Source organism: Bradyrhizobium sp. USDA 4474, assembly GCF_054057515.1.
Genome location: NZ_JBSRZJ010000002.1, coordinates 4350319 through 4375554, shown reverse-complemented (window position 1 = coordinate 4375554; position 25236 = coordinate 4350319). Strand labels below are relative to the sequence as shown.

General features: G+C 64.5%; 27 protein-coding genes. 8 read left to right on the top strand and 19 right to left on the bottom strand.

Annotated elements, in window-relative coordinates:
• Positions 1-98 precede the first annotated feature (98 nt).
• From tolB to tolQ, 4 genes are read right to left on the bottom strand one after another with little or no spacing between them, the layout of a single operon-like run.
• A complete protein-coding gene (gene tolB / locus ACVW16_RS22565) occupies positions 99-1445 on the bottom strand; it encodes a Tol-Pal system beta propeller repeat protein TolB (RefSeq protein WP_456738232.1) in 1347 nt (448 codons plus the stop codon).
• Positions 1446-1486: 41 nt separating this feature from the next.
• Positions 1487-2449 carry a protein TolA gene (locus ACVW16_RS22560; protein WP_456701316.1) on the bottom strand — a complete coding sequence of 321 codons (963 nt, stop codon included), beginning with the start codon at positions 2447-2449 and terminating at the stop codon, positions 1487-1489.
• 4 nt (positions 2450-2453) lie between these two features.
• Positions 2454-2906, bottom strand: coding sequence for a protein TolR (tolR, locus tag ACVW16_RS22555; RefSeq protein WP_092227175.1), 453 nt, complete (start codon positions 2904-2906; stop codon positions 2454-2456).
• Between the two features lie 43 nt (positions 2907-2949).
• Positions 2950-3666: a protein TolQ gene (gene tolQ, locus ACVW16_RS22550; RefSeq protein WP_027532430.1), complete on the bottom strand. Its 717-nt coding sequence runs from the start codon at positions 3664-3666 to the stop codon at positions 2950-2952.
• 473 nt (positions 3667-4139) lie between these two features.
• On the opposite strand from tolQ, the gene ACVW16_RS22545 reads away from it, so the two are divergent.
• Complete coding sequence (locus tag ACVW16_RS22545) at positions 4140-4403, top strand: DUF2231 domain-containing protein (RefSeq protein WP_456736234.1); 264 nt, start codon at positions 4140-4142, stop codon at positions 4401-4403.
• 49 nt (positions 4404-4452) lie between these two features.
• Here ACVW16_RS22545 and ACVW16_RS22540 read toward each other — a convergent pair whose 3' ends face one another.
• Entirely contained in the window at positions 4453-4659 is a 207-nt protein-coding gene (locus tag ACVW16_RS22540; protein ID WP_456736235.1) for a hypothetical protein, read from the bottom strand.
• A gap of 245 nt (positions 4660-4904) precedes the next feature.
• Here ACVW16_RS22540 and ACVW16_RS22535 point away from each other — a divergent pair, with 245 nt between their 5' ends.
• The gene (locus ACVW16_RS22535; RefSeq protein ID WP_456736236.1) at positions 4905-6068 is read left to right on the top strand and encodes an acyl-CoA desaturase; all 1164 of its coding nucleotides are present in this window, start codon (positions 4905-4907) and stop codon (positions 6066-6068) included.
• A gap of 175 nt (positions 6069-6243) precedes the next feature.
• Here ACVW16_RS22535 and ACVW16_RS22530 read toward each other — a convergent pair whose 3' ends face one another.
• The 4 genes from ACVW16_RS22530 to ACVW16_RS22515 form a co-directional block, all read right to left on the bottom strand.
• A complete protein-coding gene (locus ACVW16_RS22530) occupies positions 6244-6735 on the bottom strand; it encodes a DUF2852 domain-containing protein (protein ID WP_456736237.1) in 492 nt (163 codons plus the stop codon).
• Between the two features lie 120 nt (positions 6736-6855).
• Positions 6856-7596, bottom strand: coding sequence for a TetR/AcrR family transcriptional regulator (locus ACVW16_RS22525; protein ID WP_456736238.1), 741 nt, complete (start codon positions 7594-7596; stop codon positions 6856-6858).
• A gap of 95 nt (positions 7597-7691) precedes the next feature.
• A complete protein-coding gene (locus tag ACVW16_RS22520; RefSeq protein WP_456736239.1) occupies positions 7692-8054 on the bottom strand; it encodes a hypothetical protein in 363 nt (120 codons plus the stop codon).
• Between the two features lie 18 nt (positions 8055-8072).
• Positions 8073-8477 carry a YciI family protein gene (locus tag ACVW16_RS22515; protein WP_456736240.1) on the bottom strand — a complete coding sequence of 135 codons (405 nt, stop codon included), beginning with the start codon at positions 8475-8477 and terminating at the stop codon, positions 8073-8075.
• Positions 8478-8673: 196 nt separating this feature from the next.
• Here ACVW16_RS22515 and ACVW16_RS22510 point away from each other — a divergent pair, with 196 nt between their 5' ends.
• The 3 genes from ACVW16_RS22510 (at position 8674) to ACVW16_RS22500 (ending at position 10734) form a co-directional block, all read left to right on the top strand.
• Positions 8674-9462, top strand: coding sequence for an SDR family NAD(P)-dependent oxidoreductase (locus tag ACVW16_RS22510; protein ID WP_456736241.1), 789 nt, complete (start codon positions 8674-8676; stop codon positions 9460-9462).
• A gap of 38 nt (positions 9463-9500) precedes the next feature.
• Complete coding sequence (locus ACVW16_RS22505) at positions 9501-9938, top strand: hypothetical protein (RefSeq protein ID WP_456736242.1); 438 nt, start codon at positions 9501-9503, stop codon at positions 9936-9938.
• A gap of 640 nt (positions 9939-10578) precedes the next feature.
• The gene (locus ACVW16_RS22500) at positions 10579-10734 is read left to right on the top strand and encodes a hypothetical protein (RefSeq protein WP_456701307.1); all 156 of its coding nucleotides are present in this window, start codon (positions 10579-10581) and stop codon (positions 10732-10734) included.
• A gap of 65 nt (positions 10735-10799) precedes the next feature.
• Here ACVW16_RS22500 and ACVW16_RS22495 read toward each other — a convergent pair whose 3' ends face one another.
• The 4 genes from ACVW16_RS22495 to ACVW16_RS22480 all read right to left on the bottom strand — a co-directional run bounded on the left by ACVW16_RS22495 (position 10800) and on the right by ACVW16_RS22480 (position 13556).
• Positions 10800-11219: a VOC family protein gene (locus tag ACVW16_RS22495; protein ID WP_456701306.1), complete on the bottom strand. Its 420-nt coding sequence runs from the start codon at positions 11217-11219 to the stop codon at positions 10800-10802.
• Positions 11220-11281: 62 nt separating this feature from the next.
• Entirely contained in the window at positions 11282-11818 is a 537-nt protein-coding gene (locus ACVW16_RS22490) for an SRPBCC family protein (RefSeq protein WP_456736243.1), read from the bottom strand.
• 77 nt (positions 11819-11895) lie between these two features.
• Positions 11896-13191, bottom strand: coding sequence for an RNA polymerase sigma factor (locus ACVW16_RS22485; RefSeq protein ID WP_456736244.1), 1296 nt, complete (start codon positions 13189-13191; stop codon positions 11896-11898).
• Positions 13188-13556 (bottom strand): YciI family protein, encoded by a 369-nt coding sequence (locus ACVW16_RS22480; RefSeq protein WP_456701303.1) that lies wholly within the window; start codon positions 13554-13556, stop codon positions 13188-13190. Before ACVW16_RS22480 ends, ACVW16_RS22485 begins: the two co-directional genes overlap by 4 nt.
• Positions 13557-13699: 143 nt before the next feature.
• Between ACVW16_RS22480 and ACVW16_RS22475 the strand changes: the two genes are divergently transcribed.
• On the top strand, positions 13700-14665 hold the full coding sequence (locus ACVW16_RS22475) for a 2-hydroxyacid dehydrogenase (RefSeq protein WP_456736245.1): 966 nt from the start codon (positions 13700-13702) through the stop codon (positions 14663-14665).
• Between the two features lie 78 nt (positions 14666-14743).
• Positions 14744-16711 (top strand): cache domain-containing protein, encoded by a 1968-nt coding sequence (locus ACVW16_RS22470; protein ID WP_456736246.1) that lies wholly within the window; start codon positions 14744-14746, stop codon positions 16709-16711.
• 5 nt (positions 16712-16716) lie between these two features.
• Here ACVW16_RS22470 and ACVW16_RS22465 read toward each other — a convergent pair whose 3' ends face one another.
• On the bottom strand, positions 16717-17370 hold the full coding sequence (locus ACVW16_RS22465) for a TetR/AcrR family transcriptional regulator (RefSeq protein WP_456736247.1): 654 nt from the start codon (positions 17368-17370) through the stop codon (positions 16717-16719).
• A 107-nt stretch (positions 17371-17477) separates the two neighbouring features.
• Here ACVW16_RS22465 and ACVW16_RS22460 point away from each other — a divergent pair, with 107 nt between their 5' ends.
• Positions 17478-18122 (top strand): glutathione binding-like protein, encoded by a 645-nt coding sequence (locus ACVW16_RS22460; protein WP_456701299.1) that lies wholly within the window; start codon positions 17478-17480, stop codon positions 18120-18122.
• Positions 18123-18176: 54 nt separating this feature from the next.
• Here the strand turns inward: ACVW16_RS22460 and ACVW16_RS22455 are convergent, their stop codons facing one another.
• From ACVW16_RS22455 to ACVW16_RS22435, 5 genes are all read right to left on the bottom strand, one after another.
• A complete protein-coding gene (locus tag ACVW16_RS22455; RefSeq protein WP_456736248.1) occupies positions 18177-19835 on the bottom strand; it encodes a hydantoinase B/oxoprolinase family protein in 1659 nt (552 codons plus the stop codon).
• Between the two features lie 2 nt (positions 19836-19837).
• Positions 19838-21922, bottom strand: a complete 2085-nt coding sequence (locus ACVW16_RS22450) for a hydantoinase/oxoprolinase family protein (protein WP_456736249.1) — start codon at positions 21920-21922, stop codon at positions 19838-19840.
• Positions 21923-22062: 140 nt separating this feature from the next.
• A complete protein-coding gene (locus tag ACVW16_RS22445; protein ID WP_456736250.1) occupies positions 22063-22884 on the bottom strand; it encodes an NAD-dependent protein deacetylase in 822 nt (273 codons plus the stop codon).
• Positions 22885-22929: 45 nt separating this feature from the next.
• Positions 22930-23766, bottom strand: coding sequence for an SDR family oxidoreductase (locus ACVW16_RS22440; protein WP_456701295.1), 837 nt, complete (start codon positions 23764-23766; stop codon positions 22930-22932).
• 72 nt (positions 23767-23838) lie between these two features.
• The gene (locus ACVW16_RS22435) at positions 23839-25158 is read right to left on the bottom strand and encodes a solute carrier family 23 protein (protein ID WP_456736251.1); all 1320 of its coding nucleotides are present in this window, start codon (positions 25156-25158) and stop codon (positions 23839-23841) included.
• Positions 25159-25236: the final 78 nt, after the last annotated feature.

The following is a 25236-nucleotide window of genomic DNA, read 5'->3' as shown; positions in this document are numbered from 1 at the left end:
CCGGGCACAAGGTGAAGGAAGGATTGCCGCGCGCGCGCAAACCCGAAAAATCTGGCGCTTTCTTTTGAAAAGATCGCGCGTCGCAGCCGCGATCTCTTCTACTGACCCGCGGTCGCGGACAACAGCGGCGACCATGCCGGATCGGAGGCGAAGCCCGGCGTCGGCACCTTCAGCTCGTTGCGGCCGGAGATGTCGACCGAAAACAGCGATGGTCCGCTGTTGCCACCGGGGTCGCGGAAGAACATCAGCACACGGCCGTTCGGCGAGAAGGTCGGGCCTTCATTGTGGAAGCCTGAGGTGAGCAGCCGCTCGCCGCTGCCATCGGGTTTCATGACGCCGATCGAGAACTGCCCGCCGCCCTGCCGGGTGAAGGCGATGTAGTCGCCGCGCGGCGACCACACCGGCGTCGAATAGGTGGCGTTGTTGTCGTCCTTGGAGAACGAGATGCGCTGCGCCTGGCCGCCGCCGGCCGCCATCACATAGATCTGCGATCGGCCGCCGCGATCGGATTCGAAGCAGATGCGGGTGCCGTCAGGCGAGTAGGACGGCGACGTGTCGATCGCCGGCGTGTCGGTGAGACGCGTCGTCGAACGCGAGCGCAGATCCATCACGAACAGGTTGGAATTGCCGCCCTGCTGCAGGCTCATGATGACGCGCTGGCCATCCGGAGAGAAGCGCGGCGCGAAGGTCATGCCGGGGAAATTGCCGACGATCTCGCGCTGGCCGGTCTCGATGTTGAACAGATAGACCTTCGGATCGCCCTGGCCGAACTCCATGTAGGTGATCTCTTGCGAGTTCGGCGAGAAACGCGGCGTCAGCACGAGGTCGGCGCCTCGGGTGAGATAGCGCACATTGGCGCCGTCCTGGTCCATCATCGCCAGGCGCTTGACGCGGCGCTCCTTCGGCCCTGATTCGTCGACGAATACGACGCGGCTGTCGAAATAGCCCTTCTCGCCGGTCAACTTTTCGTAGATCTGATCGGAGATGATGTGGGCGATCCGTCGCCAATATTCCGGCGAGGTGAAATATTGCTGGCCGGCGAGCTGCTGGCCGGTGACCACGTCCCACAGGCGGAATTCGGCCTTGAGGCGACCGTCCGGCTGCCGCGTCATGCGGCCGGTGACGAGGGCCTGGGCGTTGAGGGTTTTCCAATTATCGAATTGCGGCGCGACGTCGATGTTGCTGATGCGCTCGATGAAGGCGGCCTGATCGATCGGGGAAAACAAGCCCGAGCGTTTCAGATTGTTGGTGATGACCTGGGTGACGCCGTTGCCGACGTCGCCGTCGGCGGGCGAGCCCGGCACGAAATTGGTGATCGCGATCGGGATCGGACGAAATTCGGTGGGATCGATGCGGAGCCGCGGCTGCCCCTGCGCCAAGGCCTGTCCGCCCCCGAGCAACGCGAGGGTCGATCCGGTCAGGGTCATGAAGCGGCGGCGGTTCATCGATCGAACGTCATTCATTGCAAAATTCTTTTGTTCGGATGTCACAACATGTCTTTCAGTCCGAAGCGCATCGGAATGGTCTTCCAGGTGTCATACTGCTGCTTCGGCAGGAATGAATAGACCTGACACTGCACGATGGCTCGCTTGCCACTCTCCGCCACCGCCTCAGCGATCGACCGCGATGGTCCTCTCGCCGCAACGACGACTGGTTCGGATGCCAGCGTTCCATCGATCTTCATGGAAATATCGATGTCGACTTCATATTGATCGGCATCCTGTCCGTTGTAGGTCGGCGTGAAACAGCGCCTGACCGCGGACATGAATGCCCCTTGCCAAGTCGCGACGTTGCTGGCGGACGTCCCCGATGTCGAACCCAACGACGCCGACGCGTTCAGCGCCGCTCCCGTGAGCTCGTGCCGGGTCGCAGCGCGCTTGTCGAGGTCGCGGGCAATCTGCGCGGGGTCGAAAGTGCGCTCCTTCGGTTTCGGCTGCTGCTGCGGCTGCACCGCCGCGACCTTCTGCTCCACCGGCTTGGGCGGCGGCTTCTTGGTCTCCAGCTTCTTCTGCAGCTCCGCGATCGGATCTTCCTTGGCCGGATCAGGCTTCTTCTCCTGCGGCTTCGGCTCTTCCTTCGGCTTGGTCTCGGCGACCGGCTTCGGCGGATCGGGCTTCTTCTCGACCGGCTTTTCGACGGGCTTCGGCGGCGGCGTGTCGGGGGTCGAGTTGGTCTTGATCAGCTCTTTCTTCTCGGTGACCTTGCCGACGGAATCTTCCTCGGGCTTGGCCTCGGCGATCTTCTCGACCTTCGGCTTGGGCTCTTTCTTATCGCCGGTCTTCTGCCCCGACATCATCTGGGCCAGTTGATCGGTGGAGATGATGTCGACCGGAAGCGACTCTTCCGGCGCGATGAAGGCCTTGCTGCTGAAGGTGAGCAGCCCCCATCCAATCACGAGGACGTGGAGGGCGATCGACGCAACCAGTGTCTTGTCGACGTTCACCTTCACGATCTTAAGACCCCTGATCCGCTTCGGTGACGAGCGCCAGCTTCTTGAAGCCCGCGCCCGACAGCAGGCCCATCACCTTGGCCACCGTACCGTAGTCCGCCTTCTTGTCGGCGCGCAGATAGATGCGCTCCTCGAGGCCACCGCGCGCATCCGTGATCGCCTTCAGCTTCGGAATCAGCTCGTTGATCGCGATCTCGGCATCGGCGATGAACACCTTGCCGTTGATGTCGACCGACATTTGGATCGGCTTTTGGTCGCTCTGATCGAGGCTCTTGGCCTGGGTCTGCGGCAGGTCGAGCGGCACGCCCACGGTGAGCAGCGGCGCCGACACCATGAAGATGATGAGCAGCACCAGCATCACGTCGACCATCGGCGTGACGTTGATCTCGGCCATGACCGGCTTGCGCCGGCTGCGACGGCCGCCGCCTCCGGACGAACTGGCTACGTTCATGCCCATGGCTTGATGCCCAATCCCGCCTTCACGCTATCCATCCACTCCGTCAGCCCCGCTCATCGATCTGCCGGGACAGGATGGCTGAAAATTCGTCAGCGAAGCCCTCGAGCCGCTGGGCCTGCCGATTCACCTCGGAGGTGAACTTATTGTAGAAAATAGTGGCAGGTATGGCGGCGATAAGGCCGACGGCGGTCGCAAACAGCGCCTCCGCGATGCCGGGCGCCACCACCGCCAGGGAGGTATTTTTCGACGCCGCGATCGACTGGAAGCTCGACATGATGCCCCAAACCGTGCCGAACAGGCCGACAAAGGGGCCGGCCGAGCCGACGGTCGCGAGCACCAGGAGGCGGCGTTCCAGCCGCTCGACCTCACGGGCGATCGAGACATTCATGACCTTGTCGATCCGCATCTGGAGGCCGGCGACCGAGCGGGCGTGGCTCTCGAAAGATCGCTTCCATTCGCGCATCGCCGCTACGAAACAGGCCGCCATGGAATGGGTCGGCTTGGCCGAGAGCGTGCGATAGAGCTCCTCGATGGACTCGCCGGACCAGAATGCCTGCTCGAACCGGTCCATCGAGCGGCGGGTCCGGGCGTAAAGGAAGATCTTGTCGATCGCGATGGCCCAAACCCAGACCGAGCAGGACAACAGGCCCAGCATGACGCATTTCACGATCCAGTGAGCCTGCCAGAACAGCGCGATCAGCGACACGTCGGCGGAAGCGGCAACCGGAAGGGCGGACTGAGCCACGTCGGCCGGATTCATCAGCAATATCCTCTCAAGACGACCGTTTTCTGGCGATCGTTACCTTCGTCCCGTCCCGCATATGGCGGCCGGTTTCCTAACAGCCGCGGTAGAACCGCCGCAGCCGGCAAGCCTGTTCAAAGCCTTGTCTTTCTGGGGTACAGGGGCTGGTCCAAAGCCGCCGCCTGCATTCCCTGCCAAGATGTCAAAACTAAGGGCCTCGACGACAGCTCCGGGCGCGATTGTCCATAATTACCAGTGCCCGGCGATGGTTAATGCCGGGTTACCACCCGCGAATTTGGCTGCGGGAAAGGCAGGCGCCAGGCCGGTATTTGAGGGGCGCGTGGATCGTCTGGCATCACCCGACGCGCCACGAATGGCCGGAGCAACCGGCCTGCCCCGGTCAATTGTCCCGAAAATCACTTTTGGCGAGGATTTGCCATGAGCATCAACCCAAGACGACCGCCGCCCCTCGGGGATCACCCGCTCCACCCATGATCATCCCGTTCCCGGTTGCGGGCATCGTGATGGCGCTCGTTGCTGCCGCGGCCGGCTTTACCGACTTCTTCAGTGAACGGCGCATTCGCCGCCTCAATGATGCCTGGTACCACATGGTCGGCAACCGCGCAGCGGTCGTGCTGGCGTTGATCAATTTCCATCTCGCTACGCGCAAGGCGCTGAGGTCGCGATCAAGCCCTGGGGCGTGGTGCTTTCCCTGGTCGTCGTCGCATGGCGAGAGCCACCGCCGCGCCGCCTAAGGCTCACGCTGCAGAAGCAGGCTCGGTGCAGTTGGTCAGCCGCGCGGGATTACCGAGGGCCGTGCAGCCGGCGTAGACCCTGCGTGTTGGACGGCCGATGCTCACACGAACGCAGTGAAGCGTTCACGTCGGCGGCGCTGCCGCCAAGCCGGCGTCCGATCAGATCGGCGATCACCGCAAGAATCACACCGGTGCTGGCCTTGCCAAATCGGATCAGCGGCGGCGGCGCGCTGCGCCTCGTCGCGAAGTTGCCCATCGTCGCCTCCGGTATTTGGATGCTTCCGCGTGTCGAATATTAGGCGACGCCGCGCCGGCGGCACCCGCGCACCATGCCGCAGCCCCCGTGAGGCTACGAGCTTGCATGCGCGGCATCCACGACCATATAGTCCGTCGAAATTTCAAGCCCGCGGTGGTCCGCCATCCGCGGGTTTTTCGTACCCGGCGGCGCTGTTGCCGTCACACGCCCCCTCGCGGTCACGCCAAGAAAGGTCACGCCAGGACATGTCGCCCAACGCGCCCGCCGACGACCAGCACGACGACATCATGTACCCCTCGGCCGTGCCGTTCCTGTTGGTCCATCTCGGCTGTGTTGCGGCGATCTGGTCGGGCATCACGTGGCAGGCCCTCACGATTTGCGCGTCGTTGTATGTCGTGCGCATGTTCGGAGTCACGGCGGGCTACCACCGTTATTTCTCGCACAAGGCTTATGCGACAAGCCGGGTGTTTCAGTTCATCCTGGCCTTCATTGCGCAAAGTAGTGCGCAGAAGAGCGTGCTGTGGTGGGCGGCCAAGCATCGGCACCATCATCTGCATTCCGACACTGAGCACGACACGCACTCGCCGCGGCATCGCGGCTTCCTGTACAGCCATCTCGGCTGGATCTTTTACCGGCAGCACGACACGACCGACCTCGTCAAGGTCGGCGATCTTGCAGCTTGTCCGGAGCTGATGTGGCTGCATCGGCTGGAGCTGCTGCCGGCCGTGACGCTCGCGGTGCTCTGCTTCCTCGTCGCGGGATGGTCGGGTCTGGTCGTCGGCTTCCTGTGGAGCACCGTGCTGGTCTATCACGCCACCTTCTGCATCAACTCGCTCGCCCATGTACATGGACGCAAGCGCTACGTGACGGGCGACGATTCCCGCAACAACTGGCTGCTGGCGTTGTTCACCATGGGTGAAGGCTGGCACAACAACCACCACGCCTACCAGAGCAGCGTGCGACAGGGCTTTTACTGGTGGGAGATCGACCCGACCTACTACGTTCTGAAGGCCCTGTCCTGGTTCGGTATCGTCTGGAACATGAAGGCGCCGCCCGAACTGGTGCTGCGCAACGAGCAGCCGCTCGGTGCACGCGTCATCAAGCGTGCGGCCCGCGAGCTTGCCGGTCGCTTCGACGCGCACGCGCTGGCGCACGCGATCTCGTCGGCGCTGCACCGGGCTGATCTCGCCCAGCTGCACCTGCCGACGCTGCATGACATCCTCGATCGGGCCCATGACGGCGTCGACGCGCTGACGCATCTGCACCTGCCGAAGATTCCGACCCGCGAGGAGTTTCTCGCCGAGGCTCGCGCGATGTTTGCGCGAACGCGATCACTCAACGAGATCGTCGATCACGCCTACGAATACTTCCTGACGTCGGTTCGCGCGCAGCTCGTGACGGTGCGCTGAATCTCGCCACCCGACCGGGTTCGCTTGCGCAGGGTCATTCCGCGAGGCCGAGCGCGAAGCCACCCCACAAACCAAACCGCCCGCCTGCGGCGTGCGCAGGCGGGCGGCTCGGGGCCATCAGGACTTTGGGGGCATGCGCCTGAAGGCTTTGAGAGGCATCAGGCCCTTTTTTGGATCAGCCCTGCTGCTGGTCGGTCGGCGGCGGGGTCGGGCGCGTCTTGTGCTGGGCCATGAACTGGTCGAACTCTTCCTTGTCCTTGGCGTGGCGCAGACGATCGAGGAAGTTCTTGAACTCGACCTGCTCTTCCTCGAGCCGGCGCAGCGTTTCGGAGCGGTACTCGTCGAAGGCGCGGTTGCCGGAGGACGGCGGGCCGAAACCGAAGCCGAAGCCGCGGCGCTCCATGCGGTCACGCATGCGGTCCATCTTGTACTGCATCCGCTCCATCTTGTTCTGCCAGCGATCCTGGTTGCTCCAGCACGACATTCTTCTGCTCCCGAGTGTGAAAAAGAGAAGGGCTAAACCGATCGGCCACCAGATGATGAAGCCGAGAATGGTCACGGCAATCCAGCCAGGATGCCAGGGCGTATCGAGCATGTGGGGCCGCGCGTACTGTTGCTGTTGGTCCGAGGGGCCGCGCCAGCGATTGACATCAGCGGTGTAGGCCATTTCCCTTCTCCATCACGGCATCAGCGCCGTTGTGAATGTAAATAACATTTACATAGCTAGACCATCCCGCGATTTTGTCAAGCTGGCGGCCTGACACGCCCGCGTGATTATTTGCGCGATTTATTTCGGCCTGCCCCAGGGGCCGCCGGGCGGCACGCCGGAACCGGAGGATGCCTCCGGTGGCACCGGCGGAGGCTCGGCGCTTGTCGCGGGCGACCGCCGATCGGTGGGGAAGCCGAGGCCGCGCAGATAGATCAGCATCTCGGCCTCAAGCAGCTCGTCCGGCGACATCGGCAGTTTTCGTCGCGCGGCATCGCCACGCGAGAACAGCGAGGCGACGCCGTGCGCCATCGACCAGATGTGCAGGGCCATCATCATCGCCGGCGGCCGCGGCGCGCCGGGCGGCGCGAGCGCGGCAAGACGCTCGGCTGCAGCACGAATGACGTTGAAAGCGCGCTCGCTGGCGGCCTGGAGCGCCGCGTTGGCGTCGACCGGCAGGCCCGATTCGAACATCGCGTTGTAGAAGGCGGGCTCCTCGCCGGCGAAGGCGAGATAGGCCCGGCCGACGCGTTCGAACGCGGTGACGGTGTCGGGGCGTCCGTCGTCCCAGGCTGCGGTGAGCCGCTGCTCGAACTGTTCGAAGCCGCGCTGGGCGATCGAGGACAACAGCTCGTCGCGGTCGCGAAAATGCCGGTAAGGCGCCGCCGCGCTGACGCCGGCCATGCGCGCAGCATCGGCGAAGGTGAAGCCGGCCGCACCTTTCTCGGCGATCAACCCGAGGGCGGCCTGCAACAGGGCTTCCTTCAGATTGCCGTGGTGATAGCCGCGCTCGGCGCGGCGCTGCTCCTTGCGCCAGCTCATGTGAACGAGCTTTACATGAGCCGGGCACGAAGGTCACTAGCGGCAACCGGGTTTGGTGAACCCGGACTTCCACGGATCCGACGTTCCGATCGGCCCTAGCCGCCCGGGATCGGCAGCACCGGCATGATCTCGACCCGCTCGCCGGGGAAGATCGCAAAATGCGGGTGGTTCTCGAACATTTTGGCGGCAGCCTCGTGCGAGGCGGCGCGGACGACGGTGAAGGCGCCCATCTCGTTGGCGATGTCTGCGATGCCGTTGGCATCGACCTTCTTGGTCTTGCCGAGCGGACCGCCCATGGCCTGGATCGCGCCTTGGTGCTTCTCGACCCAGCCCTTCCAGGCCGCCATGCCCTCCATCTCCTTGGCCTTGCGCTCTGCGTCGGGCATCGCAGTCCACGCCGCCCACTTCGGACTGCTCTTGCTGCCGAGGAAGACGGCAAGATAGGTGTCAGTGCTCATCGGTCGTTTCTCCCTTGTCTACTGCTTCAGATCGTCAAAACCGGCGGCTGCGGCCTGCACGTCAGGCGGAAAGTCGGACATTTCCTGCACCTGGCGAATCTCGATGATCTCGTTGACCGAGGCCGGACATTTCTTCGCCCAGGCGATCGCCTCCTCGCGCGAGCCGACCTCGATCATCCAGTAGCCGCCCAGCACTTCCCTGGATTCCGCGAAGGGGCCATCGGTCACGACCGGTGCGCCGGTGGCGAACGAGACGCGGGCGCCCGTCGACGGCGGATGCAGGCCATCCAACGTGATCAGCACGCCCGCATCCTTCAGCGCCTCGTTATAGCGCATCATCGCGGCGACACGTTCGGGATCGAGTTGCTCGTCCGCCGGCGCAGTCTCGTAGCCGAGCGGGATCATCAGCATCATGAATCGCATGCGGTTCCTTGCGACGCGGTTGTAGCCCCCGCGCTCACTTCCAAGACGAACGAGCTCTTGCCAGGCCGACACGGCCCGAGAAAATTTTTCGGCAGATCATTGTGGCTCCCCGGCGGCGCCCTCTGTCCGAAATGAGCGCCTTGCACGGGACCAACGAAACTGTCATGCCGCGCGGGCTCCAGCAAAGGACCGCGCCATGACCTCCTCCCCTGCCAAAGTAGCCCTCGTCACCGGTGCCGCACGCGGGATCGGCCTGGCCACGGCGAAGCGCTTCCTCGCCGACGGCTGGCGCGTGGCACTGCTCGATGTCGAGGGCGAGCTGCAGACCAGCGCGGCTGCGGCGCTGAAAAATCCCGACAACACGCTGGCTATCACCTGCGACGTGTCCGACGCGGTCGCCGTGGGCGCTGCAATGGCGGCGGTGATGAGCCGCTTCGGCCGGCTCGATGCGCTCGTCAACAATGCCGGCGTCGCCGTGTTCGCGCCCGTGCTGGAGACCAGCGACGCCGACTGGAACAGGATCATGGCGGTCAATCTCACTGGTCCGTTCCTCTGCACCAAGGCCGCGGTGCCCTTGATGCGCGACGGCAATGGCGGCGCGATCGTCAATATCACCTCCATCTCGGCGGTGCGCGCCTCGACGTTGCGCTCGGCCTACGGCACCAGCAAAGCGGGGCTCGCGCACCTCACCAAGCAGCTCGCGGTCGAGCTCGCCTCGCTCAACATCCGCGTCAACGCGGTCGCACCGGGTCCGGTCGACACCGCGATGGCGAAGCAGGTGCACACCAAGGAGATTCGCGCCGACTATCACGATGCCATCCCGCTCAACCGCTACGGCCTGGAGGAGGAACTCGCCGCAGCGATCTATTTCCTGTGCTCCGACAACGCGAGCTACATCACCGGTCAAATTTTGGCCGTCGATGGCGGCTTCGATGCTGCGGGTATCGGTCTGCCGACGCTGCGCGGCGAGCGGCGCAACGGGTAGAGCCTTGTAACCGGGTTCGCGATTTCGTGGAGTGCTCGATGCGGCGCATCACCGTCCTCAAAGCCCTGATGCTCGCAGCCGCGCTGCTCGTCTCCGCAACCGCCGAAGCCGAGATCCGCATCATCCAAAGCCCCGGCGGACAGGTCGGACCATTCCTCGACCTTTTCGAGAAGGTGCGCGAAAGCGGGGAACGCGTGGTGATCGACGGCCCCTGCCTCTCCGCCTGCACGCTGGTGCTCAGCATCGTGCCGGGCGATCGCATTTGCACCACGAAGCGCGCCGTTCTGGGTTTCCATGCCGCGCGCTCGGTCGACCGGCGCGGACGCTTTTATGCCGAGCCGGAAGCATCCGAAGCCGTGCTTGCAGCCTATCCCGGCCCGGTCCGCGACTGGATCAGCCGCCACGGCGGTCTCACCTCACGACTGATCTTGCTGAAGGGGCGCGACCTCGCCGCGATCTACCCGCGCTGTCGATGACACCTCGACGACAGTCTGCCGGCTCTACATGCTCGTAAAGGGAGCCGTCGTCGTCACAAACATTGCCGTCACGACCTGGCTGTTCCCTAGTGGAACATGATCTGCACCATCGGCGCGAGCTTCACGCTGGCGCAGATGAGCATTCCCCATAGAGCAAAATTGATTTGTAGCGCCGCCGCCATCGGTCGCTCCCTTCCCCGTCACGTCCACCCTGATTTGTAGGTATTATGACCCAAACTAGCGATTCCGGCACGTAGTTTACAGCCCAATCTTTCGCCAATTCTTGTGCGATGCAGTTCCGCCTCATGTCACGAAGCCGCTCGAACTGCTCTCGCAGAAATGGGAGGGGAAGGAATCTCCATTCGGCCATGCCGTCGACGCGGATTTCCCTCAAGTGCCGCGTAAGCGTTGCGACGCAACGTTTTCCATTTCGTACGGCAGGTCCGGCATGGCTCGGCACGTTATCGTCTTGCTCAGTTTTTGCGCAGCGCTCGCAGGGTGTGCTGCCGCGGCGGCAGCGGAGCATCGTCCGATCGCATGGGACGGGCTCGGTCAGGATCCCAATCGACCCGTTGTCACAAAACGTCGGCTTGCCAATCATGCTCCGCCGGACAGCGATTCCAATCTGGATCGGCAAAGAGTGCTTTCCACATTGCGTCCCTATTCCGACGCATGGTGGGCCGTCCACGACGAGATCGAAGCCGAGAACGACAAGCAGCTTGGTTCGAAGCTCGTGATCTGTCCCAGCTGCGTGGCGAAGCCGCCGAGCGAGGACGTCACCGGATCGATCCGCTGACGAGGTGCCCCTCTCTCGCGATATCGGAGAGAGGGACATCCTGGCAAATCAGGCGATCGCGCCTGTCACATACCCTCGGCCGGACAGTTCACCATCCAGGGAATGCCGAATTTGTCGACGCACATGCCAAAGCCCTTGGCCCAGAACGTCTTGCTGAAGGGCATGGTGACGGTGCCGCCGTCGGCGAGTGCGTTGAACTTGCGTTCGCCCTCCGCGGGGTCCACGACCGTGAGCGAGATCGAAAAGCCCTGCGGCTTGTGATAATGCTCAGGCGGCGTGTCGGAGGCCATCAGCACGGCGCCGCCTGGCAACGTCATCCGCGCATGCATGATGGTCTTCTCGCGCCCGGGCGGCCCTGGGGGCATATCCGATGGCGGGGTATCCGAGAGACGCATCATGGCGTCGATCGTGCCGCCGAGGACCTTGGCGTAATAGTTGAACGCTGCTTCGCAGGTGTCCTGATAGAACAGATAGGCACTGAGCATCGTCTCTCTCCTTCTTCTCTTCGCTAACCGTTTCCCGGCAGTTCTTCGGGCGGCCGCCGGCGTTACTTCTCGGTGAGCTTCTTCAGGCTGGCGAGGCCAATCTCGAAATCCTTGCCGATCATGGTGTCCATGTTGACGAACACCTGCATCACCTTGGACAGGAAGGGAGCCGGACCGGACATCGCCCATGTGACCAGTGTGGCATCGCCTTGCGGCACAAAAGTGAACTCTGCGGTGTTGTGGCCTTCGAAGGGCCGTTCGAAGTCGAGCTTGATGCGCAGTTTCGACGACGGGTTCGCCTCGATAATCTCCATATGGCCGGCGCCGACATCGTTGTTGCCGTCCCATGCATAGGTCGCGCCCTTCCCGGCCGCCGTTCCGCCGTAGGTGCGCTTCATCGCGGGATCGCGATCCTCATAGGGCGACCAGCCCGTCCAGAAGTGGAAATCGGAGACAAGCGGATAGATCGCGCCGGCCGGCGCGTTCAGCACGAGCGAGCGCTCGACACGGAACGTGTCGGGTTTTGTCAATGCGACGGCGAGGACGCCCGCGATCCCGACCGCGATCGCGACAGCGATGATGGTAATGGCTTTCAGCATGAATGGCTCCCTTGATACGGGAATAAGACGAAGCGGATTGGCGCGCGCCGACATGTGATAGAACGAATTTTCGGCGGTCACTTCGCTTTCGTACCCTGCCGGGCACTGCCACTCTTCGGCTGGCTGTCCCGGATCAGGCGGTCAATGTGCATGCGGATATGGGCGGCTTCCGCGGAAGTGTTGGCGAGCGCGATGGCCCGGTCGAAGGCGATGCGGGCTTCGTCGTTGCGGCCGAGCTGCATCAGGAACGCGCCGCGCACGCCGAAAAAATGGAAATAATTGGCGAGCTTCGGCGCCAGCGGCTCGATCAGGTCGAGCGCGGCCTGTGGTCCGCGTACCTTGGCAACCGCGACTGCGCGGTTGAGCGTCACCACCGGCGAAGGCTGCACCACCTCGAGCGCGCCATAGAGGAGATCGATCTGGGTCCAGTCGGTCTCATCAGGCGTCGCCGCCCGCGCGTGAAGCGCAGCGATCGCGGCCTGGATCTGGTAGGGACCGCTGCGACGATGGCGCATAGCCTTGTCGATCAACGCCAACCCCTCCGCGATCATGGTGCGATTCCACAGCGCGCGGTCCTGGTCGTCCAGCAGGATCAGCGAACCATCGGCGGCAATGCGCGCTGCGCTGCGGGCGTGCTGCAGCAGGATCAGCGCCGTCAGCCCCATGATCTCCGGCTCGCTCTGGAACAAGCGCAACAACAACCGCGCCAGCCGGATCGCCTCCTCGCAGAGCGGCTTCCTGATCTCGACGGTATCGCCGCTCGCCGAATAGCCCTCGTTGAAGATCAGGTAGATCATCGCGGCCACCCCGGCCAGCCGCTCCGACCGTTCGATCGCGCCGGGCGCCTCGAACGGCGTCCCGGCTTGCGCGACCTTGGCCTTGGCGCGGGTGATGCGCTGCTCCATCGCGGCTTCCGAAACCAGGAAGGCGCGCGCGATCTGCTTCACCGTCAGACCCGAGACGATGCGCAGCGCCAGCGCGATCTGCTGGGTCGCCGGCAGCTGCGGGTGGCAGCAGATGAACATCAGCCGCAAGATGTCGTCGCGGTAGTGCGAGCCGTCGAGCCGCTCGGCAAGCGCGCCTTCGGCGTCGTCGATATCCGAGATCGCCTGATCGTCGTCCGGCAACGGCTGCTGCTTGCGACTGCGGCGAACCTCGTCGATCGCGACGTTGCGGCCGACCATGATCAGCCAGGCCGCGGGATCGCGCGGAGGCCCGTTCTGCGGCCAGGTTTTCAGCGCGCGCAGGCACGCGTTCTGGAAGGCTTCCTCAGCCGTGTCGAGATCGCGGAAATAGCGCAGCAGCGCGCCGACCGCCTGGGGCCGCGCCGAGGTCAGCGCAGTCTCGATCCAGGCGGTATCAGTGTCGCTCACGCCGAAATGCCTCCGGGCCTGAACACGCCGACCGGGCGCACCTCATAGGCGCCGCCGGGATTGGCGGCGCCAAGGTCGCGCGCCACGTCGAGCGCATCGTCCAAATTCTTGCAGTCGACGATGTAGAAACCGAGCAGCTGCTCCTTGGTCTCGGCATAGGGGCCGTCGAGCACCAGCGGCGGGTCTTCCTTGCGCAGCGTCGCCGCCGCAGTGGTCGGCAGCAGCCGTGCCACCGGGCCGAGGCGCCCCTGCCGGGTAAGTTTCTCCTGCACCACGGCGAGCTTCTTCATCACGGCCTCGTCCTGGTCCTTGCTCCAGGAGCCGACGAAGTCCTCGTCATGATAGCAAAGGATCGCATAGAGCATGGGCAGCACCTTCCTGGACGCTTGTTTCGAAGACGATCCACTATGCCCCGCCCCGACAGGGCTGCGGAAAAAATCTGCGAGAAAATTGCGTCGGATCGTGCCAAGGAGAGGCACCAAAAGCGGAACCTTGTGAGGCACTTCGAATGACCGCAGGTACACTGGCCGTCCTGATCAACAGCATGCAGCAGAACTGGTCGCCGGAGCGCTGGAAGGCCCGGTTCGATGCGGTCTGCGGCGGTCGCCCCGTGGCGCTGCTGCCGGATGACTCGCCCGATCCGGCTGACGTGCACTATGCCGCCGTGTGGAAGCCGGCACCCGGTGATCTCAAGACGTTCCCGAACCTGCGCGCGATCTTCAATCTGGGGGCCGGCGTCGACGCGCTGATGGCGGACAACAGTCTGCCTGACGTGCCGCTGGTGCGCGTCGCAGTGCCTGATCTCACCAACCGCATGACCGAATATGTCGTGCTGCATGTGCTGATGCACCACCGTCAGGAGCTGTATTTGCGGGACTCCCAGCGCGCGAAGCGCTGGGAGCCGCTCTATCAATGGCCGGCGAGCGCCGTTACGGTGGGCGTGATGGGTCTGGGTACGTTGGGTGCTGATGCCGCCGATGTGCTGCGGCGGCTCGGCTTCCGCGTTGCCGGCTGGAGCCGCAGCCCGCGGGCCCTCCCCGGCGTCGAGTGCTTCCATGGCAGCGCCGGAATGGATGCCTTCCTGCGCAAGACCGACATCCTGGTGTCGCTGCTGCCGTTGACGCCGGATACGCAAGGCATTCTCAACCGAGAGGTCTTCACCAAGCTCAACCGCAAGAGCCCGCTCGGCGTGCCCGTACTGATCAATGCCGGCCGCGGCGGCTTGCAGAACGAGGCCGACATCCTGGCCTGCCTCGACGACGGCACGCTGGGCGCCGCCTCGCTCGACGTCTTCGTGCAGGAACCGCAGCCGGCGAACAGCCGGTTCTGGACCCACCCCAAGGTGGTGCTGACGCCGCACAACGCCGCCGACACCGATGCAGACGCAATCTCGGCCTATGTCGCCGAGCAGATCGCAAGGTTCGAGGCGGGTGGAGCACTGGAGAATGTGGTGGATCGCGGCAGGGGCTATTAAGGCCAGCGCTTCCGTTCACCGTCTCTTAGCGAGAAGTTGATAGGCGTTGTTAATCAACGCTCAACGAACGAGTCGGACATGCGGACGAGCCTCGGCCTCAGGATGCGGATCACGGTGGCGCTGGCCGTGACGGCGGCAGCGACTGCGCTGATTGCCGTGCTCGGCGCGATGTGGATCATCGCAGGGATCATCGACCGCGCCGATCAGCGGGAATTGCGCAGCCATTATGACGCGCTGCTGTCACGAATCGCCGAGGAGTCCCACCGCGCCGCCGCCATGAGCACGGTCGTGGCGGCAATGCCCGCGACACAGGAGGCGATGGCCAAACAGGACCGCGACGCCCTGATCGCTCTGTTCGGTCCTGTCTTTAACGCGACCAAATCCGACTACGGCGTCGAGCAGTTCCAGTTCCACACGCCGCCGGCCACCTCCTTCCTGCGCGTGCACCAGCCGGCCAAGTTCGGCGACGACCTCTCGAGCTTCCGCAAGACCGTCGTCGACGCCAATCAGGAGCACAAGGTCGTGGTCGGCCTCGAGGGCGGCGTCGCCGGGCTCGGCATCCGCGGCGTGGTGCCGATCGCGCAAGGCGCCAAGCATCTCGGCTCCGTGGAATTCGGCCTGACCTTCGGTCAGTCCTTCCTCGACGATTTCAAGCTCAACCGCCATGTCGACATTGCCTTCCATCTCGCCGACGGCGTGGGCTTCAGGCTGTTCGGCGGCACACTGAAGGGCAAAAGCTTCTTCGAAGCGGCCGATTACAGCCGCGCCGCCGGTGGCGACTTCACCGTGCGCCAGGCAAAGCTCGACGGCGCGCCGATTGCCGCGCTGCTCGGACCGATCAAGGACTTCTCCGGAAAACCGCTCGGCGCCGTCGAGCTGGTGATGGACAACACCGATTACGTGGCCTCCGCCGATCGCGCCTGGTGGCTGTCGATCGGGATCGCCGCCCTCGGATTGATCCTCGCGGCGATCGTCGGTTATCTCATCGCTCGCGGAATCTCGCGTCCGATCCTGGCCATCACGAACGTGATGCGTGAGCTCGCGGACGGCCGTCTCGACGTCGCCATTCCGGCGAGCCGGGCCCATGACGAGGTCGGCGCGATGGTGAAGGCGGTCGCGGTGTTCCGGGACAATGCGGTGAATTTCAGCAAACTTCAGGCCGATCAGCTGGAGGCCAAGGCCCAATCGGAAGCGGAAAAGCGGCGCGCTTTCGCCGCGCTCGCCGACAATTTCGAAGCCTCCATCCGCGACGTCGTCACCACGGTGTCCTCGGCCGCGGTCGAGATGGAGCACACCGCGCGCTCGATGTCCGATATCGTCGACCAGTCGCGCCATCAGACCCGTGCGGTGTCGTCGGCTTCCGCGCTCGCCTCGGAGAACGTGCAGACGGTGGCCGCCGCGGCGGAAGAATTGTCCTCCTCGATGACCGAAATCAGCCGCCGCCTTGCGCATGCGACCGAGGTGGTTGGCAAGGCCGCGAGCGACGGACGCCGGTCCAACGAACGGGTGCAGAGTCTCGCCGACGCCGCGCAGAAAATCGGCGACGTCGTCTCCTTCATCAACGGCATTGCCGGACAGACCAATCTGCTGGCGCTGAATGCGACGATCGAGGCGGCCCGTGCGGGCGAGGCCGGCCGCGGCTTTGCGGTGGTCGCCTCCGAGGTCAAGGCGCTCGCGACCCAGACCGCGAAGGCGACGGAAGAAATCGGCGCACAGGTCACGGCGGTTCAAGGCGAGACGTCAGGCGCAGTTGAAGGCATCCAGTCGATCTGCGCGACGATCCGCGAAGTCGACGAAATTTCCGCCGCGATCGCCGCGGCGGTCGGCCAGCAGGGCACGGCTACGCAGGAAATCGCGCAGAACGTCCAGCAGGCCGCCGCGCGCACCGGCGAGGTCTCGCAGAACATCGCAGGCGTCACCGAGGGTATCGCAGCGACCGGCACGGCCGCAGAAGAGGTGCTGGTTTCCGCGATCGAACTGTCGAAGCAGTCGCAGCGGCTGCGCGACGAGGTCGATCGTTTCCTCGCGCAGATTCGCGCGGCGTAGTCAGACTAGGATTTAGCCCCCAGCATCACGTCGATCGCGCCTTTCACGATCGCCTCCAGCTCCTTGCGCGGCACGCGTGCCCGGGAGCGGATGGCGATGGTGTGGATGGTGGCGGAGGCGAGTTGCGCCAGCGCGGCCGGATCGGCACTCGCGGGCAGCTCGCCCTTCTCCTTGGCGCGGCGGAAGCAATTGGCGAAAGCCTTGTCGAGATCGGTGAGTCCCTCCAGCACCATGGCACGGATCTCGGGATCGCCGACCGCTTCCGACGCCGCCGTCACCACCGTGAAGCAGCCGCGCGGGCCAGTGTCGCCCGAGAGATAGATGTTCAGCGCCGCTGCATAGATGCGCTCCAGCCGCTGGCGCACCGGCATCTCCTGACGAAAGATCTCGACCATCGATCCGCGCGCGTCCTCACGGTAGCGCTGGTAGCTCTTGATGTAGAGCTCGCGCTTGTCGCCGAAGGCGCCGTAAAGGCTCGGCCGGTTCATCCCGGTGGCTTCGCTGAGATCGTCGAGCGAGGTCGCGGCAAAGCCCTGCCTGCGGAACAGATCGAGCGCCTTGCCGAGCGCGATGTCGGGTTCATAGGCACGCGGACGGCCGCGGCGCCTGGGGCGGTCGGGCTCACTGGCAGCAGCTGGCGGTTTCGATTTTTGTACCATTTCGCACATTAATCCTTGACCCGCTCCATATTATGCAACACAGTACAAAAATCAATCTGGCCGGGTTGAGCGACACTGATCACGAGAATTGCCCAAGGAGGCCCACGATGGATCTTTATTTCTCGCCGCTCGCCTGCTCCATGGCGACGCGCGTCGCGCTGTACGAAGCCGGTGCAGAGGCGAACTACCTCGAGGTCGATTCCCCGACCAAGACGGTGCTGAAGGACGGCTCCGACTTCCGCGCCGTCAACCCGATCGGCCTGGTGCCGACGCTGCGCACCGACGAGGGCGTGGTGCTGACGGAGAACGCGGCGATCCTGCAATATGTCGCCGACCGTTTCCCGAAATCCGGACTCGGCGCGGCTGAGGGGATCGATCGCACGCGACTGCATCAATGGCTCTGCTTCATCGGCACCGAGTTGCACAAGGGCCTCTTCATTCCCGTGCTCGACCGCAAGGCGCCGCAGGAGGTCAAAGCCTACGCACTGGAGAAGAACCTGTCGCGGCTCGACTATCTCGATAATTACCTCGGGGGACGCGAGTTCCTGCTCGACCATTTCAGCGTGGCCGATGCCTATCTCGTCACGGTCATCAACTGGACGATGGCGACACCACCGATCGAGCTTTCGAAGTGGCCTGATGTGAAGGCCTATTACGAGCGCCTGCGTCAGCGCCCGTCGGTTGCGAAGGCGGTCGCGGAAGAGTTCGAGCTGTACAAGGCCGAGCAGGCGCGGAAGAAAGCGGCGGCGTAGGCCACGCTCGACAAGACATCGTCCCGGCCGGCAAGGCCGGGACGAGTTTTTTCGTCAGCGCGTATAGCCATAGAGCGCGGTCGCGTGGCCGGCGGAGACAAGCCCGCTCTCGACATCATCCTTGACCGCCATGCGATCGCGCTCACCCGGTGCGCCGATGCCGGCGCCGCCCGGGGTCATCACCACCAGCCGGTCGTCAGGCGGAATGGTCTGAAAGCCCTTGCCGCGCATCTTCTGTCCGGACTTGAGGCCGACATAGCCGGCTTCGCCGTTCTGGCCGCCATCGCGCCCGCGCGGCGGATGATCGATGCGGTCGAACGCCGCAAGAATGTCGAAGGGCGCATCGATGCCGGTACCGACCTCGATGATCTGGCCGAGACCGCCGCGGGTGCGCCCCGCGCCGCCGGAATCCGGACGCAGCTCCTTGCGCCAGAAGATCAATGGGGTCTGCGTCTCCGCGATCTCGACCGGCGTGCCGCGCACGCCGCTGGGATAGGCGGTCGCCGAAAGCCCGTCCTTCGCAAAGCGCGCGCCGGTGCCGCCATTGGACGTCACCGCCATCGAGAACCCGTAATTGCCGCCGACGCCGGAACGCGTCTGGCCGCGCACGTTGAGATTCCACAAACACGAGGTGCCTTCCGCCGGCACGCGCTCGGGAATGATCTGGCGCAGACAGCCGAACACCACGTCGGGCAGCATCTGGCCGATGATGTGGCGCGAGGCGACTGGCGCCGGCTTCGGCGCATTGAGGATCGCGCCCGCAGGCGCCGACACCGTCAACGGCGAGAGCGAGCCGGCATTGTTCGGGATCTGCGAGGCGACGACGCAGCCGAGGCCGAACACGGTATAGGCCGTGGTGTAGGAGAGCGGCACGTTGATGCCGAACTTGGACGCGGCCGAGGTGCCGTCGAAATCGACGTGGATGCCTTCGTTCGAGATTGTGAGCGTCGCCGCGAGCGTCACCGGTGCGTCGTAGCCGTCGACGACCATGCTGTTGCGCCAGGTCCCCTTCGGCAGTTTTGCGATCTCGGCGAGAACGGCCTCGCGCGAGCGGTCGCAGATGTAGTCGCCGAGTTCGTCGAGCGTATCGATGCCGAACTCGGTCATCATCTCGACCAGGCGCTCGCAGCCGACGTCGTTGCAGCCGGCGAGCGAATAGGTGTCGCCCTCGGTGTCGATGGGGAGGCGCGTGTTGGTGCGGATCATCGCCATCAGCGTCTCGTTGACGACGCCCCGGTCGATCAGCTTCAGCATGGGGATGTAGAGCCCCTCCATGAACACGTCGGTCGCATCAGGGCCGAAGCCGATGCCGCCGATGTCCATGAGATGGCTGGTGCAAGAGAACAGCGCGACGAGCCTGCCATCCTTGAAGCAGGGCGTGGTGACGACGAAGTCGTTGAGATGCCCGGTGCCCATCCAGGGATCGTTGGTGATGTAGGCATCGCCCTCCTTCATCGTCTCGAGCGGGAAGTGGTTGATGAAGTGCTTGACCGATTCCGCCATCGAGTTGACGTGACCGGGCGTACCAGTGACGGCCTGCGCCAGCATCCGCCCCTTGAGGTCGAACACGCCGGCCGAAAGGTCGCCGCATTCGCGCACGATCGGGCTGAACGCGGTGCGGAGCAGCACCTGCGCCTGCTCCTCGACCACCGCGATCAGCCGGTGCCACATGATCTGAAGGTCGATCAGGCTCGCGCCATTTGCCTTGCTCATGATCAGGCTGCCTTCCGTTCCATGACGATGCTGCCGGCACCATCGATATGGGCATCAAAACTGGTGGAGACGAAGGTGGAGGTCTCGTCCTCTGCGATCACGGCAGGACCTGCGATGGTCGCACCGGGTGCCATGTCCTCGCGGCGATAGAGCGGGATCTCGATGACCTCGCCTGCCCTGCCGTCGAAGAATTTGCGACTGCCCGAGGCTTTTGCCGCAGGCTTGCGCGTCACGGCTGACACGGTCGACGGATTGCGCGCCTCGGTGGTCGCAAGCACAGACCAGCTCAACACCTCGATCGCAGCACCCGGGATCGGGCGTTCGAACATCGCCGAGTAATCCGCCTCGAACTTCTGGCGCAGGCCCGGAAGATCAGCCGATGTCAGCGGCCGGTTCGGCAGCTCGACGGTGATTTCGTGGCCCTGACCGACATAGCGCATGAAGGCGGCGCGGCGTTCGCGCACCGGCGCGCCGGCAGCACCTGGCTCGACCAGCGCGCGCGTTTCGGCCACCATCTCCTGCAAGAGGTCTGAGACCGCGCCCGTGTCGAAATCATCGAGCCGGACATGACGGCTGCGCACCAGTTCATAGGCGATGGGCGCCGCGAGGAAGCCCACCGCCGACCCGACTCCGGCATTCGACGGCACGATCACCCTGGAAACGCCGATCTTTTCGGCAACGCGGGCCGCATGTAAAGGTGCGGCGCCGCCAAAGGCAATCAGCGTGTGCTGGCCGACGATCTCGCCGCGCTCGACGGCGTGCACACGCGCCGCGCTTGCCATGTTCTCGCAGACGACTTCGTGGACGGCATAGGCCGCAGTCTCCGCCGACAGGCCCAGCGGCTCGCCGACGTTACTCAGCAGCGCTTTCTTCGAAAGCTCGGGGTCGAGCTTGATCGTACCGCCGGCAAAGGCATCGGGATCGATCATGCCGAGCGCCACATCGGCGTCCGTCACCGCGGGACGCTGCCCGCCCCGGCCGTAGCAGGCCGGTCCCGGTTCGGAGGAAGCGCTCTCGGGGCCGACGGTAACGCGCTTCATCGCATCGACATGGGCGATCGAGCCGCCGCCGGCGCCGATCTCGACCATCTCGATCACGGGAATGCGCACCGGCAGGCCGGAGCCTTTCAGGAAGCGCGCGGCGCGATCGACCTCGAACACGCGCGAGGTCTCGGGCTGGAATTTCTCGATCAGGCAGATCTTTGCCGTGGTGCCGCCCATGTCGAAGGACAGCACCTTGTTCTCACCGAGTCGCGCTGCGATCTGCGCCGCGAAGATCGCGCCGCCGGCGGGGCCGGACTCGACCAGGCGCACCGGAAAGCGCCGCGCCGTCTCGATCGAGGTGACGCCGCCGCCGGAGGTGACGAGATAGATGGCGCCGCGGAATTGCTCGACCTGCAAAGCGTCCGCCATGCGGGCGAGATAGCCGTCGATCAGCGGCTGCACATAGGCATTGGCGACCGCCGTCGAGGTGCGCTCATATTCGCGTATCTCAGGGCACACGGCGGAGGACAAGGTGATGGAGATGCCGGGCATCGCTTCGCCGAGGATCGCAGCGGCGCGCCGCTCGTGCTCGGGATTGGCATAGGAATGCAGGAAGGCGATTGCGACGCTCTCGATGTTCAGCTCACGCAATTTCGGCGCAAGCGCGCGCACCGCGGCTTCGTCCAGCGGGAGGCGAACCACGCCGTGAGCGTCGATCCGTTCGGGCACGGTGAAGCGCAGGGATCGCGGCGCCAGCGGCTTCGGCTTGTCGATCGAGAGATCATACTGGTCGTAGCGGCTCTCGGTGCCGATATCGAGCACATCGCGAAAACCCTCGGTCGCAATCAGCGCGGTTTTGGCGCCGCGCCGTTCGATGATGGCGTTGGTCGCGAGCGTCGTGCCGTGAATGAATACATCGATATCGCTGACATGCGCGTGCGCGTCGGTGAGGATGAGGCGCATGCCATCCAGCACTGCCTGCTCGGGCCGCTGCGGCGTGGTCAGCACCTTGCGCGTCTTGCGCACCTCACCCACGTCAAGCACGATGTCGGTGAACGTGCCGCCAATATCCACGGCAAGCCTCACCTCGGCTCCCTCAAGCATTCCTGAACACTCCGTGCTGATCGTCAACCCGCGGTCGAAACCACAGCAATTTTCATATCAGCGACCACGCAAATGGTGAAGTCTCGGGCGTCCTTTGCGGGGCACCTATGCGACCGGAGAGTGCACGCCGCACGGCACCTTCAGAGCAGGAAAGCCAGTGCTGCCTCGCAGCGCTCCTCGACCTTCAGCGTCAGGAGATCGTCAGCGCGGGTGCGGCCGAGATTGACCGCGGCAATCGGGATTTGCCTCGCGGCCGCAGCCTGCACGAAGCGGAAGCCGGAATAGACCATCAGCGACGAGCCGACGATCAGCATGGCGTCGGCCTGCGCCAGATGGTCCTGCGCGGCGGCAACGACGTCGCGCGGGACATTCTCGCCGAAGAACACGACATCGGGCTTGAGGATGCCGCCACAGGCTTTGCAAGCCGGCACCTCGAATGAGGAAAAATCCGTGCGCTCCAGATCGGCATCGCCGTCGGGTGCGTCGGCGGCGTCGAGCTGCATCCATTCCGCATTGAGACGACCAAGCCTATCCTGGAATTCATCGCGCGAGGTCTTGCGGCCGCAGCCCATGCAACGGACGAGGTCGAGCCGTCCGTGCAGATCGATCACTTGCCGGTGGCCGGCGGATTGATGCAGGCGGTCGACGTTCTGGGTCAGCAGCATCGCGCAGCGACCGCCCGCCTCGAGCCGGGCGAGCGCATGATGCGCATCGTTCGGCCTGGCCTGTCCGAACCGCCGCCAGCCGATCAGGCTGCGCGCCCAATAGCGCTGGCGCGTCCGCTCTTCGGACATGAAGGCCTGGAAATTGACCGGTTGGGTGCGCTTCCAGTTGCCGTTACTGTCGCGGTAGTCGGGAATGCCCGAATTGGTGCTGCAGCCGGCGCCGGTCAGAACGAACAGCTTTTCGTGCCGGCCGACGAAATCCTGGAGCCGAGAGTCTGCCAGCGGAGCGTTTGTCATGGCGCAGATGTAGTCTCCGCCGCGGCATTTTGCCAGATCCCCCCGCTAGCTCGCCCAATTCTCGCGAAATTCCGGAAAGAGCGTCAGCCCTCCACAGGCATAGATGGTCTGTCCGGTGATGTAGGCGGCATCATCGGAGGCGAGGAAGGCGAACACGGCGGCGATCTCTTCCGGGGTGCCGACGCGGCCAAGCGGAATGTGGCTGGTGACGACGCCACGCGCTTTTGGATCACCGGTCCAGGCCGCATTGATCGGCGTGTCGATCGCGCCCGGGCCGACGGCATTGACGCGGATGCCGCGTCCGGCAAATTCCAGCGCCAGTGTGCGGGTCAGATTGGCCATGCCGCCCTTGCTGATCGAGTACGCGAGATAGCCGGGCTTGGGGATGATCTGGTGGACACTGGAGCAGTTGATGATGGAGCCAGCCCCGCCACGCGCGACGAAATGCGCCAGCGCCTTTTGCGCACAGAGCACGGCGCCGTTGAGATTGACGTCGATGATGCGGCGATAAGCATCGATATCGAGGGCCTCGCTCGGCGATTCCCGCTGGAAACCGGCGTTGTTGACGAGACAGTCCAGACGCTTCCAGCGCGCGAGCACCGTCTCGAACATCGCAGCGACCTCCTGCTCGCTGCTGACGTCGGCCTTGACGATGAGATGATCGAGCTTGCCGTGCCCCCGATCGTTCGATCCCGTTCGCACCAACGCGAGCGACTCTTCGGCCCTTTCGGGATGATCGACATAATTGATGGCGACGGTCGCGCCTTCCTGGGCGAGCCTGACGGCGACGGCGCGGCCGATGCCCTGGGAGGCACCGGTCACCAGCGCGTATTGGCCGACGAGGCGCGAGGGAAATGGGGTCGAACGATCGGTTTGCGGCATGGGTTCTCTCCGGGATGCCTCATCATCGATGGAACGGGGATTTTGTTCCATCCCCTGGCGCATCGCCGGGATTCATTCCGCGCGTCGCGCCAGTGGCGAGGTCAGGATCTGATACAGGATAATGGCGCCGAAAGTCGCGGTGCCGATCCCGCCCATGGTGAATGCACCGAATTTGATCGTGAGATCACCAGCGCCGGCCGTCAGCGCCACGGCAACGGTGATCAGATTGGCAGGATTGGCGAAGTCGACCTTGTTCTCGACCCAGATCCGGCCCGCCATGGCGGCGATCAAGCCGAACAGCACGATCGAGAGACCGCCGATGACGGGACCGGGGATCGACAGGATGAGCGCACCGAATTTCGGTGAGAAGCCGAGCAGGATCGAGACCGTGGCCGCGAAGGCAAACAGCAGCGTCGAATAGACCTTCGTTGCTGCCATGACACCGATGTTCTCGGCATAGGTGGTGACGCCGGTCCCGCCGCCGCAGGCGGCCACGATCGTCGCCAGGCTGTCGGCGAACAGAGCGCGGCCGAGATAGGCATCGAGACTCCGGCCCGTCATGGCGCCGACCGCCTTGATGTGACCGAGGTTCTCGGCGACGAGAATGACCGCAACCGGCGCGATCAGGAAGATCGCATCGGCGTGGAAGGTCGGTGTGGTGAAGTTCGGCAGGCCGAACCACGGCGCGGCCGAGAGCTGCGTGAAGTCGATCGGCTTGCCGAAGCCGAGGCCGTTGGCGAGCAGCAGGTACAAAAGATACCCGCCGATCGCGCCGAGGATGATGGGCAGGCGACGCCACAGGCCGGGGGCCGCGACGGCGACCACGCCGATGATGAGTACGGTCGCAAGTCCGATCCAGGTGTCGAACGCATTCGCGCTCACCGCCTTGACCGCCACCGGCGCGAGGTTGAGGCCGATCGCCGCGACCACGGCACCGGTCACAGCCGGCGGCATCAGCCGCTCGACCCAGCCGACACCAGACCACATCACGATCAGCGCGATCACGCCGTACAGCACGCCGGCGCCGACGATGCCGCCGAGCGCAACCGGCAGGTTCGGGTTCGGCCCATGCCCTGCATAGCCGGTGGCGGCCAGGACGACGGCGATAAACGCGAAACTCGAGCCGAGATAGCTCGGCACGCGACCCGCGACGATGACGAAAAAGATCAGCGTGCCGATGCCCGAGAACAGCACCGCGACATTGGGATCGAACCCCATCAGCAAGGGCGCGATGATCGTCGAACCCGACATTGCAACGCAATGCTGAAGACCGGAGACGATCGTCTGGCCCCATGGCAACCGTTCCTCCGGCATGACCACGCCGGAGGTCTTCAGCTTCCAACGCGGAAAATAGCCCTGCGCCTGCCCGTCCGAGCCCGTTGCCTTCGACATCTTCCCCCCCTTGCGGTGCAGCGATTGATCTTCGTGCGATCCGACAAAAATGTGATTGTTGCTTATACAGACATCATC

Coding starts and splice junctions, on each gene's coding strand:
- tolB (WP_456738232.1), bottom strand. CDS start 1,445: ATGAACCGCCGCCGCTTCATGACCCTGACCGGATCGACCCTCGCGTTG.
- tolR (WP_092227175.1), bottom strand. CDS start 2,906: ATGGGCATGAACGTAGCCAGTTCGTCCGGAGGCGGCGGCCGTCGCAGC.
- tolQ (WP_027532430.1), bottom strand. CDS start 3,666: ATGAATCCGGCCGACGTGGCTCAGTCCGCCCTTCCGGTTGCCGCTTCC.
- ACVW16_RS22545 (WP_456736234.1), top strand. CDS start 4,140: ATGATCATCCCGTTCCCGGTTGCGGGCATCGTGATGGCGCTCGTTGCT.
- ACVW16_RS22540 (WP_456736235.1), bottom strand. CDS start 4,659: ATGGGCAACTTCGCGACGAGGCGCAGCGCGCCGCCGCCGCTGATCCGA.
- ACVW16_RS22535 (WP_456736236.1), top strand. CDS start 4,905: ATGTCGCCCAACGCGCCCGCCGACGACCAGCACGACGACATCATGTAC.
- ACVW16_RS22530 (WP_456736237.1), bottom strand. CDS start 6,735: ATGGCCTACACCGCTGATGTCAATCGCTGGCGCGGCCCCTCGGACCAA.
- ACVW16_RS22525 (WP_456736238.1), bottom strand. CDS start 7,596: ATGAGCTGGCGCAAGGAGCAGCGCCGCGCCGAGCGCGGCTATCACCAC.
- ACVW16_RS22520 (WP_456736239.1), bottom strand. CDS start 8,054: ATGAGCACTGACACCTATCTTGCCGTCTTCCTCGGCAGCAAGAGCAGT.
- ACVW16_RS22515 (WP_456736240.1), bottom strand. CDS start 8,477: ATGCGATTCATGATGCTGATGATCCCGCTCGGCTACGAGACTGCGCCG.
- ACVW16_RS22510 (WP_456736241.1), top strand. CDS start 8,674: ATGACCTCCTCCCCTGCCAAAGTAGCCCTCGTCACCGGTGCCGCACGC.
- ACVW16_RS22505 (WP_456736242.1), top strand. CDS start 9,501: ATGCGGCGCATCACCGTCCTCAAAGCCCTGATGCTCGCAGCCGCGCTG.
- ACVW16_RS22495 (WP_456701306.1), bottom strand. CDS start 11,219: ATGCTCAGTGCCTATCTGTTCTATCAGGACACCTGCGAAGCAGCGTTC.
- ACVW16_RS22490 (WP_456736243.1), bottom strand. CDS start 11,818: ATGCTGAAAGCCATTACCATCATCGCTGTCGCGATCGCGGTCGGGATC.
- ACVW16_RS22480 (WP_456701303.1), bottom strand. CDS start 13,556: ATGCTCTATGCGATCCTTTGCTATCATGACGAGGACTTCGTCGGCTCC.
- ACVW16_RS22475 (WP_456736245.1), top strand. CDS start 13,700: ATGACCGCAGGTACACTGGCCGTCCTGATCAACAGCATGCAGCAGAAC.
- ACVW16_RS22470 (WP_456736246.1), top strand. CDS start 14,744: ATGCGGACGAGCCTCGGCCTCAGGATGCGGATCACGGTGGCGCTGGCC.
- ACVW16_RS22465 (WP_456736247.1), bottom strand. CDS start 17,370: ATGGTACAAAAATCGAAACCGCCAGCTGCTGCCAGTGAGCCCGACCGC.
- ACVW16_RS22460 (WP_456701299.1), top strand. CDS start 17,478: ATGGATCTTTATTTCTCGCCGCTCGCCTGCTCCATGGCGACGCGCGTC.
- ACVW16_RS22455 (WP_456736248.1), bottom strand. CDS start 19,835: ATGAGCAAGGCAAATGGCGCGAGCCTGATCGACCTTCAGATCATGTGG.
- ACVW16_RS22450 (WP_456736249.1), bottom strand. CDS start 21,922: ATGCTTGAGGGAGCCGAGGTGAGGCTTGCCGTGGATATTGGCGGCACG.
- ACVW16_RS22445 (WP_456736250.1), bottom strand. CDS start 22,884: ATGACAAACGCTCCGCTGGCAGACTCTCGGCTCCAGGATTTCGTCGGC.
- ACVW16_RS22440 (WP_456701295.1), bottom strand. CDS start 23,766: ATGCCGCAAACCGATCGTTCGACCCCATTTCCCTCGCGCCTCGTCGGC.
- ACVW16_RS22435 (WP_456736251.1), bottom strand. CDS start 25,158: ATGTCGAAGGCAACGGGCTCGGACGGGCAGGCGCAGGGCTATTTTCCG.